Source organism: Caballeronia sp. GACF4 (assembly GCF_023631025.1).
GTDB lineage: Bacteria > Pseudomonadota > Gammaproteobacteria > Burkholderiales > Burkholderiaceae > Caballeronia.
In genome coordinates, this window is sequence record NZ_JALQDW010000014.1 from 219,505 (window position 1) to 231,619 (window position 12,115).

Annotated in this window: 14 protein-coding genes; 12 read left to right on the plus strand and 2 right to left on the minus strand. The window is 64.4% G+C overall.

Annotated elements, in window-relative coordinates; translation table 11 throughout:
- Positions 1-3 precede the first annotated feature (3 nt).
- From gspF to NCR40_RS13575, 10 genes are all read left to right on the plus strand, one after another.
- The gene (gspF, locus tag NCR40_RS13530; protein WP_250492852.1) at positions 4-1,221 is read left to right on the plus strand and encodes a type II secretion system inner membrane protein GspF; all 1,218 of its coding nucleotides are present in this window, start codon (positions 4-6) and stop codon (positions 1,219-1,221) included.
- Positions 1,221-1,634 carry a type II secretion system protein N gene (locus NCR40_RS13535; RefSeq protein ID WP_244826641.1) on the plus strand — a complete coding sequence of 138 codons (414 nt, stop codon included), beginning with the start codon at positions 1,221-1,223 and terminating at the stop codon, positions 1,632-1,634. Before gspF ends, NCR40_RS13535 begins: the two co-directional genes overlap by 1 nt.
- Positions 1,635-1,751: 117 nt before the next feature.
- Complete coding sequence (gene gspG / locus NCR40_RS13540; RefSeq protein WP_244826642.1) at positions 1,752-2,210, plus strand: type II secretion system major pseudopilin GspG; 459 nt, start codon at positions 1,752-1,754, stop codon at positions 2,208-2,210.
- 13 nt (positions 2,211-2,223) lie between these two features.
- Positions 2,224-2,706 (plus strand): GspH/FimT family pseudopilin, encoded by a 483-nt coding sequence (locus NCR40_RS13545; protein WP_244826643.1) that lies wholly within the window; start codon positions 2,224-2,226, stop codon positions 2,704-2,706.
- On the plus strand, positions 2,706-3,092 hold the full coding sequence (gspI, locus tag NCR40_RS13550) for a type II secretion system minor pseudopilin GspI (protein ID WP_244826644.1): 387 nt from the start codon (positions 2,706-2,708) through the stop codon (positions 3,090-3,092). The genes NCR40_RS13545 and gspI overlap by 1 nt, the downstream gene beginning before the upstream one ends.
- Positions 3,070-3,741 (plus strand): PulJ/GspJ family protein, encoded by a 672-nt coding sequence (locus tag NCR40_RS13555; protein ID WP_250509690.1) that lies wholly within the window; start codon positions 3,070-3,072, stop codon positions 3,739-3,741. Before gspI ends, NCR40_RS13555 begins: the two co-directional genes overlap by 23 nt.
- Complete coding sequence (gene gspK, locus NCR40_RS13560) at positions 3,738-4,850, plus strand: type II secretion system minor pseudopilin GspK (RefSeq protein WP_244826646.1); 1,113 nt, start codon at positions 3,738-3,740, stop codon at positions 4,848-4,850. Before NCR40_RS13555 ends, gspK begins: the two co-directional genes overlap by 4 nt.
- Positions 4,851-4,867: 17 nt before the next feature.
- Positions 4,868-6,181 carry a type II secretion system protein GspL gene (gene gspL / locus NCR40_RS13565; protein ID WP_250509691.1) on the plus strand — a complete coding sequence of 438 codons (1,314 nt, stop codon included), beginning with the start codon at positions 4,868-4,870 and terminating at the stop codon, positions 6,179-6,181.
- Positions 6,178-6,681: a type II secretion system protein M gene (locus tag NCR40_RS13570; RefSeq protein ID WP_244826648.1), complete on the plus strand. Its 504-nt coding sequence runs from the start codon at positions 6,178-6,180 to the stop codon at positions 6,679-6,681. The genes gspL and NCR40_RS13570 overlap by 4 nt, the downstream gene beginning before the upstream one ends.
- Before the next feature lies 1 nt (position 6,682).
- Positions 6,683-7,462 (plus strand): type II secretion system protein N, encoded by a 780-nt coding sequence (locus NCR40_RS13575; RefSeq protein WP_250492855.1) that lies wholly within the window; start codon positions 6,683-6,685, stop codon positions 7,460-7,462.
- A gap of 222 nt (positions 7,463-7,684) precedes the next feature.
- Here NCR40_RS13575 and NCR40_RS13580 read toward each other — a convergent pair whose 3' ends face one another.
- Positions 7,685-9,283, minus strand: coding sequence for an efflux transporter outer membrane subunit (locus NCR40_RS13580; protein WP_250509692.1), 1,599 nt, complete (start codon positions 9,281-9,283; stop codon positions 7,685-7,687).
- Between the two features lie 190 nt (positions 9,284-9,473).
- A complete protein-coding gene (locus NCR40_RS13585; RefSeq protein WP_250492857.1) occupies positions 9,474-9,755 on the minus strand; it encodes a hypothetical protein in 282 nt (93 codons plus the stop codon).
- Positions 9,756-9,955: 200 nt separating this feature from the next.
- Here NCR40_RS13585 and NCR40_RS13590 point away from each other — a divergent pair, with 200 nt between their 5' ends.
- Entirely contained in the window at positions 9,956-10,456 is a 501-nt protein-coding gene (locus NCR40_RS13590) for a MarR family winged helix-turn-helix transcriptional regulator (RefSeq protein WP_250509693.1), read from the plus strand.
- A gap of 96 nt (positions 10,457-10,552) precedes the next feature.
- The gene (locus NCR40_RS13595; RefSeq protein ID WP_250466235.1) at positions 10,553-12,112 is read left to right on the plus strand and encodes a DHA2 family efflux MFS transporter permease subunit; all 1,560 of its coding nucleotides are present in this window, start codon (positions 10,553-10,555) and stop codon (positions 12,110-12,112) included.
- Positions 12,113-12,115 lie beyond the last annotated feature (3 nt).

Consider the following 12,115-nt stretch of genomic DNA (forward strand, 5'->3'; position numbering starts at 1 on the left):
CGTATGCCGGCTTTCCGTTTCGAAGCGATCGACCACGCGGGCAAGACGCAAAAGGGCGTGCTCGATGCCGACAGCGCCCGCGCCGCGCGCAGCCAGTTGCGCACGCAAGGTCTGACGCCGCTTATCGTCGAGGCGGCGGGTACGCGGACGCGCGGCGAACGGCAGCAACGCCTTTCGCTCGGGCGGCGTCTGTCGCAGCGCGAGCAGGCCATTCTCACGCGTCAGCTCGCGAGCCTCTTGATCGCGGGTTTGCCGCTCGGCGAAACGCTCGCGGTTCTGACCGAGCAGTCCGAGCGCGATTACATCCGCGAACTCATGGCCGCGATCCGCGCCGAAGTGCTCGGCGGGCATTCGTTCGCCAATGCGCTGGCGCAGCATCCGAAAGACTTCCCCGAGATCTATCGCGCGCTCGTCGCGGCGGGCGAGCATACCGGCAAGCTGGGTCTCGTGCTCTCGCGTCTCGCGGACTACATCGAGCAACGCAACGCGCTGAAACAGAAGATCATTCTGGCGTTTACGTATCCGGGTATCGTGACGATCATCGCGCTTGGCATCGTCACGTTTCTTTTGAGTTATGTCGTGCCGCAGGTCGTGAACGTGTTCGCCAGCACCAAGCAGGCGCTGCCCGTTCTCACCGTGATGATGATGGCGCTCTCCGCGTTCGTGCGGAATTACTGGTGGGCCATGCTGGTCGGCGTCGCGCTTTTCGCGTGGATCGTCAAGAGCATTCTCGCGCGGCCCGGGCCGCGCATGGCGTTCGACCGCTGGCTGCTCACCGCGCCGCTCATCGGCAAATTGGTGCGCGGCTATAACACCGTGCGCTTTGCCAGCACGCTCGCCATTCTGACGGCCGCCGGCGTGCCGATCCTGCGCGCGCTGCAGGCCGCGGGCGAAACCCTGAGCAACCGGGCGATGAGCAATAACGTCGACGACGCCATCGTGCGCGTGCGCGAAGGTTCGTCGCTGTCGCGCGCGCTCGGCAACACGAAGACGTTTCCGCCCGTGCTGGTGCATCTGATCCGCTCCGGCGAAGCCACCGGCGACGTCACCACCATGCTCGACCGTGCCTCCGAAGGCGAAGCGCGCGAACTCGAACGTCGCACGATGTTCCTGACGAGTCTGCTCGAACCGCTGCTCATTCTGGCGATGGGCGGCGTCGTGCTGGTGATCGTGCTCGCGGTGATGCTGCCGATCATCGAACTGAACAATCTGGTGCAGTAATGAACAGCCTGCAAATTCGCCTGATATCGCTCGCCGCCCTCGCGCTCTTTTGCGTGACCGTGACGTACTGGGTCGTCACGCTGACCTCGCGGCAGACCGCGCCCTTGCCCGCTGCCGCCGCCACGCGCACGCCGTCGGTGGAACAGGCCGCGACTATTTTCGGCGGACAACTGGAACGGCAAGCGAATCAGGATGTGCATCTGTTCGGCATCCTGGCCCTGCAGCACGGCGCGGCGGCTATCGTCAGTTATGGCGGCGAGCCGGCCCGCGCGATCTCGCTCGGCGGTCCGCTCACGCAAGGCGTGAAGCTTTCGGAAGTGCGCGCGCGTTCGATCATCATCGATCGTAACGGCTCGAAGTCGGAGATCTTCCTGCCGCAGATGCCTCCTGGACCGACGATCTACGTGCGCTAAAGCGCCGCGCGGCGGGTTCGTTCGCGTGTTCATGCGAACGCGCTCGCTAGAATGCTCGGCGGGAATTTTCAATAACAGCGGGCGCAAGCCCCGGATTCATATCAAGAGGTAGTAGTCATGCAATTGTGGACACAACGCCGCATGAACGTTGCAAAGGCGCGCCGTCAGGGCGGCTTCACGCTGATCGAAATCATGGTGGTGATCGCCATTCTCGGCATCCTCGCCGCGCTTATCGTGCCGAAGATCATGAGTCGTCCGGACGAGGCGCGCCGCGTCGCCGCGAAACAGGACATCGGCACCATCATGCAGGCGATGAAGCTGTATCGCCTGGACAACGGCCGTTATCCGACGCAAGAGCAGGGTTTGCGCGCGCTGATCGAGAAGCCGACCACGGAACCGGCGCCGAACAACTGGAAGGACGGCGGCTATCTGGAACGTCTGCCGGCCGACCCGTGGGGCGCGCAGTATCAATATCTGAATCCGGGCGTGCACGGCGAAATCGACGTGTTCAGCTACGGCGCGGACAACAAGGCGGGCGGCGACGGCAACGACGCCGACGTCGGTTCGTGGCAGTAATCTCATCGAAGGAATGATCGTGGGCAGGCGCGATATGCATAGAGGCCGTGAAGCAGGCTTCACGCTGCTGGAAATGCTCGTCGTGCTGGTGATCGCGGGTCTGCTCGTGTCGCTGGCTTCGTTGCAGCTCACGCGCAATCCGCGCACCGACCTCAACGAGGAAGCGCAGCGTCTCGCGCTCCTGTTCGAATCCGCGGGCGACGAAGCGCAAGTGCGCGCGCGGCCCATCGCGTGGCAGCCTTACGACGGCGGTTTTCGCTTCGATATCCGCACCGAGGACGGCTGGCGTCCGCTGCGCGACGATCTGCTGCGGCCGCGTCCGTGGGAAGGCGGCGTGACGAGCGCGACGATCCAGTTTCTCGATTCCGACAAGTCGGCGAGCCGCCTCGTCTTCGGCACCGAAGCCATCGACACGCCCATGGAAGTCACGCTCGTTTCGCCGGCAGGGCGCGCGACCATCGTCGGCAGCGGCAATGGCCGCTTTCAGGTGCGGTGATGTGCACCCGGCGGAAGGAACGCGGCTTCACGATGATCGAAGTGCTGGTTGCGCTGGCGATCATCGCGGTGGCGCTTGCCGCGTCGCTGAGGGCGGTCGGCGCGATTGCCAACGGCGAGGCGGATTTGCATCGGCGTCTGCTTGCCGGCTGGAGCGCGGACAACGAGCTCGCGCAGATTCGGCTGGCGCACACGTTCCCGGAGATCGGCTCGCGCACCTTCGAATGTTCGCAGGGCAACCTGAAGCTGGTCTGCACGCAGCGCGTCACCGCGACGCCCAACCCGATTTTCCGGCGCGTCGAGATGTTCGTCACGACGCCGGGCCGTTCGGGCTATCTCGCGCAAATGGTCACGGTGGTGGCGAATGAAACGAACCGCTCCCTCTGACGCCGCGAGGCAGCGCGGCTTTACGCTGCTGGAAATGCTGATCGCCATCGCCATTCTGGCGGTGATCGCGGTGCTGTCGTGGCGCGGGCTTGACTCCATCATCCGCGCCCGTGCGACCATCACCAATTCGATGGAAGACGAGCGCGTGGTCGCGCAGTTGTTCGACCAGATGCGTATCGACGCGCGTCAGGCCGCCACCGACGACGAAGCGGGTCAGCCCGCGGTGTCGATCGACAACGGCTCGCTGCAGATCGTGCGCGGCATGTTCGCGGTCGGTGCGCCGCCACGCTTGCAGGTGGTGCGTTACCGTTTGTCGGACGGACGCATCGTGCGCTTCGCGTCGCCGCCGCTCGCGAATGTGGGCGAAGTGCGGCGCGCGTTGTCATCGAGCGATACGGCGGACGGCTGGAACGCGGTGCAGTTGATGGGCGGCGTGGCTTCGCTCGCCTCGCGCGTCTATATTCCGCAGAAAGGCTGGACCACGAGGATGAACGACGTGTTCTCGCAGATCGACGAGAACGACAACAACCTGAAGGTGCCGCAGCTCGGCAACGCGCCGCTGCCGCGCGCGGTTTCGGGAATTCAGGTGGCGGTCGGCGCGCGCAATCTCGCCGTGCCGATCACGCGTGTATTCATGGTCGGAGAATGACGATGCGCGCCAGAAGCCGGAAAGAACGCGGAGTCGCGATCATCAGCGCGTTGCTGGTGGTCGCGCTGTCGGCCATTCTGGTGTCGGGCATGTTGTGGCGTCAGCAGGTGCAGGTGCGGCGTATCGAAAATCAGCGGCTGCTCGCGCAGGCGCAGTGGATTTCGCGTAGCGCGCTCGACTGGACGCGCCTCATATTGCGCTCGGAAGCCGATACCTCGCCGACCGTCACGTATCTCGGCGGCGTGTGGGGTGTGCCCATCGCGAAGACGAAGCTGTCGGACTTTCTCGGGCAGATCGGTGAAGTGCGTTCGCAGGAAGGCGCGCAGACGTTTCTGTCCGGATCGATTGAAGACGCGCAGGCGAAGTTCAATCTGCGCAACCTCGTGTCGACGCCAACGCCGGGCGTACTGACCATCAACGTCGAACAGATTCAGGCGTTCCAGCGGCTGCTTACGCTTCTCGGCATCAACGGGTCGCTCGCGAAAACGGTGGCGCTGCAGATACGCGCGGGTCTCGCGCGGTCCGCGACGCGTTTTCAGACGCAAACGGGCAACAGCACCACGACGAGCACGACCACGCCGGAAGCGACCATCGCGGCGATTGCGCAGGGCGGCGGCACGGGCGGCGGCAATTTCACCGACGATCCCGGCCTGAAGGACGCGGATACCGACGCGCCCGTCGCGCCCTTGCAGATGATCAGCGTCGACTCGCTGCTCGACGTGCAGGGTTTCTCGCCGGAAGCCGTCGCGAAGCTCAGGCCGTTCGTCACCGTTCTGCCGACGACGACCGCCGTGAACATGAACACCGCGCCCGCCGAAGTGGTCGCGGCCGTGGTGCCGGGAATGAATCTCTCGCAGGCGCAGGCGTTCGTCGCGCGCCGCGAGACGGTGTTCTTTCACGATACCGGCAACGTGCAGCTCGCGCTCACCGGCGCGGGCGTAAAGACCGCGACATCGATCGATCCCAGCGAGCTCGATGTCACCACACGCTATTTCGTGATCCGTGGGCGCGTCGAACATGAGCGCGCGCAGTTGGAGCGCTCGACGCTCGTGTACCGCGATCCGACCACGCACACGACGCGCATCGTCTATACGCGCGACGCGCTTTAAATGAGAGGAAGTGGCCTTTGAGCACACTGATCGTTTTACTACCGCCGCGCGATCCGGCGGTGCGCTCGCAAGAGTGGCATCTGCCCGACCTGCCGTTCGTGCTGCTCGACAAGCGCGGCGAAACTCAGCGCGCTGGCCGCGCATCGCTCGGCTTGCTGCCGCGTGCGAACGCGACCGTGCTGATCGTCGCCGCGCGCGACACGCTGCTGCTCGCCGCGCAAGTGCCGCCGCTGAAGGGGCCGCGCTTGCGTCAGGCGCTGCCGAACGTGATCGAGGATCAGGTGATCCAGGACGCGCAGACTTGCCATATCGCCGTCGATCCCGTCGCGCTCGCCGATGGCCGGCGCGTGCTCGCGGTCATCGATCGCGGCTGGTTCCGCTTCGTGCGCGAGGCATTCTCTGGCGCGGGGCATCGCAATGTGAAGGCGGTGCCCGCCATGCGTTGCCTGCCGATTCCGTCCCGCGAAGCCGATGAAGCGCTTGCCGCGCCGCCGTTCGTCGCCGGACTGCTCGGGCATGTGGTTTCGACCGCGCCCGCGCTCATCGGCGAAGTGGCCGCGCCGGCCGCGCTTGTCACGCCGCGCATGGAAGTGGCGATTGCGCGCGGCGAGCACGCGGCGCTCGGCGAGGGACTCGCGTTGCCGTCCGATTCCATCGCCGCGACGCTCGACGCTCTCGCGGGCGATCAGCCGGTCACCGTGTATTCGCTTCTCGATCTTCCGGGCGACGAGCCGCGTCTCGCATCGTCGCGGGCGGCGGCGAGCATCGTCGGCGCAGAGCCGCTCGCGTTCGAGTCGCTCGCACGCAATGCGCTCGCGAGCCGCTTCGATCTGTGCCAGTTCGAGTTCGCCGCGCAGCCGTGGCGGCTTGACCGCACGACGATGCGCCGTCTGCGCGTGCCGATCGCGCTCGTGGTGGCGTCGATCGTCGTGTCGATCATCGGGATCAACGTGCAGTGGATTCAGCTTGCGCGTCAGCGCGACGCGATCAGCGCGCAGATGACGGAGCTGCTGCTCAACGCCTTTCCGAAAACCACCGTCGTGCTCGACGCGCCCGATCAGATGACGCGCAATCTCGATCGTCTGCGCGTGGCGTCGGGCGAGCTGTCGCCATCGGATTTTCTGACACTCGCCGATGGCCTCGCGCGTTCGCTCGGGCCGGTGCCGGTGAACGGCATCGCGGGGCTGGATTATCGCGATCGGCATCTCGAAGTGACGTTCAAACCGGAGACGAAGGTCGACGGCGATCTTTCCCGGCGTCTCTCGGCGAACGGGCTGAACGGTGCAATCGACAGCAACACGGGTAAGTGGACGATCAGGAGCGGTCAATGAAGGCGGAACTCGGACGTTCGCTCGGAGAGTTTTGGGAGGCGCGCACGGCACGCGAAAAGGCGCTGCTGTTCTGGGGCGGACTGGTTCTCGGACTCGCGCTCGTGTATCTGGTGCTGTGGGCGCCTGCCTTCGAAGGACGCGGCCGCTTGCGCGACACGCTGCCCGCCATGCAACGCCAGCTCGCGACGATGACCGCGCAAGCCAACGAGGCGCGCTCGCTCGCGGGCAATTCGGATAGCGTAACGCCGACGGGCGGCGCCTTGCGCGATGCGCTCACCAAGTCGCTGGCGGACAGCGGCATGCAGGCGACGCAGGTGCAGGTGATCGGCGCGGCGGTGCAGATTCAGTTGAAGAACACGTCGTTTCCGAACTGGACGCTGTGGCTCGACGACGCCCGCAAGCAGTTCAAGGTGCAAGTGTCGGAGGCGCATGTCACGGCGCTTCAGCCGGATGGCCAGGTGGATCTGACGGCATCGCTGCAACCGGCGAGCGTGAAGTGACATGAGCTATTGGACTCGCCGAATCCGGTACGCGCTGCCGGCTTTTTTTGTGATGATCTTGTCGGTCGCCGGCACGCTGCTCGTAATGCTGCCCGCCGCCTGGATCACGCCGCAATTCGCGCGCGTAACGGGCGGCCGCGTGAATCTCGTCGATCCGGCGGGTTCGCTCTGGCGCGGTTCAGCCACGCTCATGCTCGCGACGGGTGGCGACGTTTCCGGCGCGACGCTGCTGCCGGGGCGTATCGAGTGGACGACGGCGTTTTGGCCGCTTTTCACGGGCCGCGTTCACATGAGCATGCGCCAGAGCGAAGCGATGCCCGACGCCGTGATCGTCGATGCCACGCCGCGCGGCGCGTTTCTTTCGGCTGGCGGGATCGCCGTGCCGGCTACGTTGCTTTCCGGGCTCGGCGCGCCGTTCAACACGCTGAACTTCGATGGTTCGGTGCGGCTCACATGGACCGAGTTCCGCGTGCTCGGCAGGAATGCGTATGGTCAGGTGGTCGTCACGCTTGACGACATGTCGTCGAGAGTATCGCGGGTGAAGCCGCTCGGGTCGTATCGGGTGGCGTTGCAGGCGCAGGGTGAATCGGCGGAAATCGATCTCACGACTACGCGTGGCCCGCTCCTGCTGAAGGGAAACGGCACGGTGTCGCAGGGATCGACGGCGTTCAACGGCACCGCGACGGCGGCGCCCGAGCAGCGCGAGAATCTGGCGGGACTGTTGAATCTGCTAGGCCGGCATACGGATCAGGATACGGTGGCGCTGACCTTGGTGCGGTGAGGCGGTGCTGGCTTTCCGATGTCTTTAGTGCCGGTGCGGTTGTGCAAGTTGTCTTTCCAACGGCGCTTCGGATTGAGCGGTTGGTGCGCGCACGTTGAACAACGAAGGCGCACTGAGCGCACCGCTTGCGCTCGCGAGATTTTTACTCAGCTGGCTTGTGCTTGCGTGCCCGCAACGCGGCGCACCAGGCAACCCGCATGCGTTCGAGCTTGCACGGGCGTTTTAGTCGGCTGACGCGCGCTTGTCGCTAGCCGATAGCGTCTGACTGACGATATCGGAAGCCGAAGCCGAAGCCGAAGCCGAAGCCGAAGCCGAAGCCGAAGCCGAAGCTGGCGCCTGCGCCGCCCCCGTTTCCTGATCCATCTGCGCGACATCCCACCCGCCGCCTAGCGCCTTCACCAATCCCACCGACGAGACCATCCGCTGTCCCGCGATATTCGCCAGCTTCTGCTGCGCCGTGAACGCCGTGGTTTGCGCGGTCAGCACGTTGATGAACGCGACCGTCCCCGCCTTGTACTGATTGTTGATAATTGCGAGCGCCTGCTGCGCCGACTCCACCGCCTGCTGCTGCACGACGACTTCCTTCTCGAGAATGCGCAGCGAAGCGAGATTGTCTTCGACATCCTGAAACGCCGTCAGCACCGTCTGCCGATACGTCGCGACATTCTGGTCGTAAGCGGCACGCGCGGCGTCCGTGCGGGCGGCGCGCAAACCGCCATCGAAAATGGTTGCGGCGATGTCCGGGCCGAGCGTCCACAAACGCGACGGCGCGCGCAGCAATTGCGACAACACCGAGCTTTCGAAGCCGCCCTGCGCGGAGAGCGTGAGCGTGGGAAAGTACGCCGCGATTTCCACGCCGATCTGTTCGTTCGCCGCCGCAGCCTTCCGTTCGGCCGATGCGATATCCGGCCGCCGTTCGAGAATCGCGGATGGCATCTGCGCGGGCACGGTCGGCGGCGTGGCATCGAGCGGCATCTGCGCCAGCGAGAAGGTCGAAGCCGCCTCGCCGATAAGCACCGCGATGGCATGCTCGTACTGCGCGCGCGCGACGCCGTTATCGATTGCCGATGCCTGCGCCGACTGCAACTGCGTCTGCGCCTGAATCACGTCCGAGCGCGCGACGATTCCCTGCCCATACTGATTCTGCGTGAGCTTCAGCGACTGCTGATAAGCGGCGACGGTATCGTCCAGAAGCCGTTGTTGCGCGTCGAGCGAGCGCAACTGGAAGTAGGTCTGCGCGAGCGTGCCTTGCGCGGACAGACGCGCGTTCGCAAGATCGGCTGCCGCGCCCTGCTGGCCGGCCTTCTGCGCCGATACCGTGCGGCTCACGCTGCCCCAGAGATCAGGCTCCCAAGTGGCATCGAGCGATGCGCTGAAGCTGTTGCCGACGGTGCTGGAACTGTTGCCGAACGTAGAGGTGCTCGTGGAACGCGTGCCCGCACCTTGCCCAGAGCGCGATCCCGAAGCCGACGCACCGATGGTCGGGAAATATGCCGCGCGCGCCTCGCCGACGAGCGCCCGCGCCTGCCGATAAGCCGCCGCATATTGCGCAACCGTCTGGTTCGACTGATTCAGCCGCGCTTCGAGGTCGTTGAGCGTTGCGTCGTCGTAAATGGTCCACCACGTTCCGCGATCGGTCTGATCGGCGGGCTGCGCGACTTTCCAGCCATCGGGCGCTTCCTTATAGGACGCGGGCATTGCCGTGGACGGGCGCTGATAGTCGGGACCGACCGCGCAACCGGCGAAGGACAACGCCAGCGTGGCCGCAAGCGCAGTGGCGGAAAGGCGCAGCGAGGATGAAACAGCGAGGCGAGACGGCATCTGCTTTCGAAATTCCTGTCGGCGGCGCTTCGTCCGATACGACGAATGCGACTGCCGAGATGGTAACGGAACGCTCGCGAAGCAGGTCGTGGGACTTGCGTGCGAGCGTCAGGCAGACGTTAGGGTAACGGCTTCGGCGTAAGGTGGGTGTTACGCGGCAGCGGGAATCGGTTACGACGCGTTACGCGCTTCAGGCGCCGCCTGCTCCGCCGCTACTGGAGCAAGCGCACGGCGCGGGAAGCAAGGTGCGGCTTGATGCACGCGCGGGCTTTTCAGTCTTGCGCCGCTGCCGATTCTCGAACCATCCCATGGCCAGCACGATGAACGAACCGCCCGGCATCAGGAACACGATCAGATACAACGCGAATTTCCACGAGTTCAGATTCGGCGGAACGAACTGACGGGATGCGTTGGCGATCGAGCTGCTGACTTGGCCGAAACGTCGGCCGGCGGTGCGGGCAAAGCGGGTCATCGAAGGGTCCCTTGGGGCGTCGCGAACGACGCATCGGGCGATCAGAACATGGTCTCGGGTGGCGCATGTCGCGCGTAACTCGGTGCCTTAAATAATATTGACTATGCAAGTAGTTTTCAAGATACTACCGATTGCTTTTTTCGGAATGTTGCTTTTCCGGGACGTTGCATGGCTTTGCGCGTCGTCCCACGGACTGTCGAATGACCAGCGAACCGCTTTACGATCCGGCCACGATTCAACTCGACACCAGCCTCGGCTACTACCTTGCGAAGGCTCGCAACGTGTTGATCGCGCGAACTGACGAAGCGCTGCGGCCGCTCGATCTGACGTCGCAACAAATCGGCGTGCTGCTTTTCCTGGCAGCGGGTCGAGCGCGCACGCCGCTGGAACTGTCGCGCGAGATGTCTTACGACAGCGGTTCCATGACGCGCATGCTGGACCGGCTGGAGAAGAAGGGTTTCATCGGCCGCACGCGTAGCGACGCGGACCGGCGCATCGTCGAACTGAATCTGACGGACCGTGGCCGCGCCGCCGCCGCGCAACTGCCCGCGCTCGGCGCTGCGGTGCTGAACGAGCAGTTGGAAGGCTTCAGCCGGGCCGAACTCGATCTTCTGACGTCGATGCTAGCGCGCATCATCGGCAATTCGCCTGGTGCTGGCCGCGCAGGTTGTGTCGGATGTGCGGAAGACGCCGAGGAGTGACCAAGCAGCGGCAACGTAGCCGCCAAAAGCCGCGCATTTCGCTGTCTGGGCAGAGAATGCCGCGGCACGGACTTTCGAACGCATAAGAGAAAAGATATGTCGACGACCGCGACTGCCGAACCCGCCACGCCCGCGCCGCGTCCGCTCACGGGCGGCATCCTCGCCTTGCTGACAATGGGCTTGGCGCTCGGCACCTTCATGGAAGTGCTCGACACATCCATCGCCAATGTCGCCGTGCCGACCATTTCAGGAAGTCTGGGCGTCGCGACGAGCGAAGGCACGTGGGTAATTTCCTCGTACTCGGTTGCATCCGCGATCGCCGTGCCGCTCACCGGCTGGCTCGCGCGCCGCGTCGGCGAAGTGAAACTGTTCACTATCTCCGTGCTGTTGTTTTCCGTGGCGTCGGCGCTTTGCGGCTTCGCGCATAACTTCGAATCGCTCATCGGTTTCCGGCTGCTGCAAGGCCTCGTATCCGGCCCCATGGTGCCGCTGTCGCAAACCATTCTCATGCGCAGCTATCCGCCGGAAAAACGCGGACTCGCGCTCGGTTTGTGGGCAATGACTGTCATCGTCGCGCCAATCTTCGGTCCCGTGATGGGCGGCTACATCACCGACAACTACACGTGGCCGTGGATCTTCTATATCAATGTGCCGATCGGCATCTTTTCGGCGGCGATTGCGTACTTTCTCCTGCGCGGACATGAGACCAAGACGACGCGACAGCGCATCGACGCCGTCGGGCTCAGTTTGCTCGTGATCGGCGTCGCGAGCCTGCAGATGATGCTCGATCTCGGCAAGGACCGCGACTGGTTCAACTCGACGTTCATCGTCACGCTGGCAATCGTCGCGGCGGTATCGCTCGCGTTCATGTTCGCGTGGGAAGTGACGGAAAAAGAACCGGTGATCGACCTGTCGCTGTTCCGCGACCGCAATTTCGCAATGGGCGTGATGATCACTTCGCTGGGCTTTCTCGCGTTCTTCGGCTCGGTCGTGGTGTTGCCGCTGTGGCTGCAAACCGTGCTCGGCTATACGCCGTGGCTCGCGGGTCTTGCAACCGCGCCGGTCGGCATACTCGCGCTCGTGCTCTCGCCGATGATCGGGCAAAACATGCATCGCATGAATCTGCGCGTGGTCGCGAGCTTCGCGTTTATCGTGTTTGCGTTCGTGTCGTACTGGAACTCGACCTTCACGCTCGATACGCCCTTTAGCCACATCATCTTTCCTCGTCTGATTCAGGGCATTGGCGTCGCGTGCTTCTTCGTACCGATGACGACCATCACGCTATCGAGCGTCTCCGACGAACGGCTCGCGGGCGCGGCGGGGCTCTCAAATTTTCTGCGGACCTTGTCGGGCGCGATAGGCACGGCGGTCAGCACGACCTTCTGGGAGAACGACATGATCCGCCATCATTCCGTGCTCACGGAGTCGGTGAGCGCCTATTCCCAGGGCACGACCGCTTATTCGGACCTTCTCTCGGGACTGGGGCTTTCAGGGCAGGCACTGACGGCGCAACTGGACCGCGTGGTGTCGGCGCAGGCGTACATGATGTCGACCAACGACTTCTTCCGCATTTCCTTCTATGCGTTTCTCGTGCTCGCCGCGATGGTCTGGCTGACGCGCCCGAGGAAAGGCGCGTCGGCGACGACGGGACACTGACGC

Excerpts from the sequence above, each read along its gene's own strand:
- NCR40_RS13580 (WP_250509692.1), bottom strand. The coding sequence starts at position 9,283 with ATGCCGTCTCGCCTCGCTGTTTCATCCTCGCTGCGCCTTTCCGCCACT.
- NCR40_RS13535 (WP_244826641.1), top strand. The coding sequence starts at position 1,221 with ATGAACAGCCTGCAAATTCGCCTGATATCGCTCGCCGCCCTCGCGCTC.
- gspG (WP_244826642.1), top strand. The coding sequence starts at position 1,752 with ATGCAATTGTGGACACAACGCCGCATGAACGTTGCAAAGGCGCGCCGT.
- NCR40_RS13570 (WP_244826648.1), top strand. The coding sequence starts at position 6,178 with ATGAAGGCGGAACTCGGACGTTCGCTCGGAGAGTTTTGGGAGGCGCGC.
- gspF (WP_250492852.1), top strand. The coding sequence starts at position 4 with ATGCCGGCTTTCCGTTTCGAAGCGATCGACCACGCGGGCAAGACGCAA.
- gspI (WP_244826644.1), top strand. The coding sequence starts at position 2,706 with ATGTGCACCCGGCGGAAGGAACGCGGCTTCACGATGATCGAAGTGCTG.
- NCR40_RS13575 (WP_250492855.1), top strand. The coding sequence starts at position 6,683 with ATGAGCTATTGGACTCGCCGAATCCGGTACGCGCTGCCGGCTTTTTTT.
- NCR40_RS13585 (WP_250492857.1), bottom strand. The coding sequence starts at position 9,755 with ATGACCCGCTTTGCCCGCACCGCCGGCCGACGTTTCGGCCAAGTCAGC.
- NCR40_RS13595 (WP_250466235.1), top strand. The coding sequence starts at position 10,553 with ATGTCGACGACCGCGACTGCCGAACCCGCCACGCCCGCGCCGCGTCCG.
- NCR40_RS13555 (WP_250509690.1), top strand. The coding sequence starts at position 3,070 with ATGAAACGAACCGCTCCCTCTGACGCCGCGAGGCAGCGCGGCTTTACG.
- NCR40_RS13545 (WP_244826643.1), top strand. The coding sequence starts at position 2,224 with ATGATCGTGGGCAGGCGCGATATGCATAGAGGCCGTGAAGCAGGCTTC.
- NCR40_RS13590 (WP_250509693.1), top strand. The coding sequence starts at position 9,956 with ATGACCAGCGAACCGCTTTACGATCCGGCCACGATTCAACTCGACACC.
- gspK (WP_244826646.1), top strand. The coding sequence starts at position 3,738 with ATGACGATGCGCGCCAGAAGCCGGAAAGAACGCGGAGTCGCGATCATC.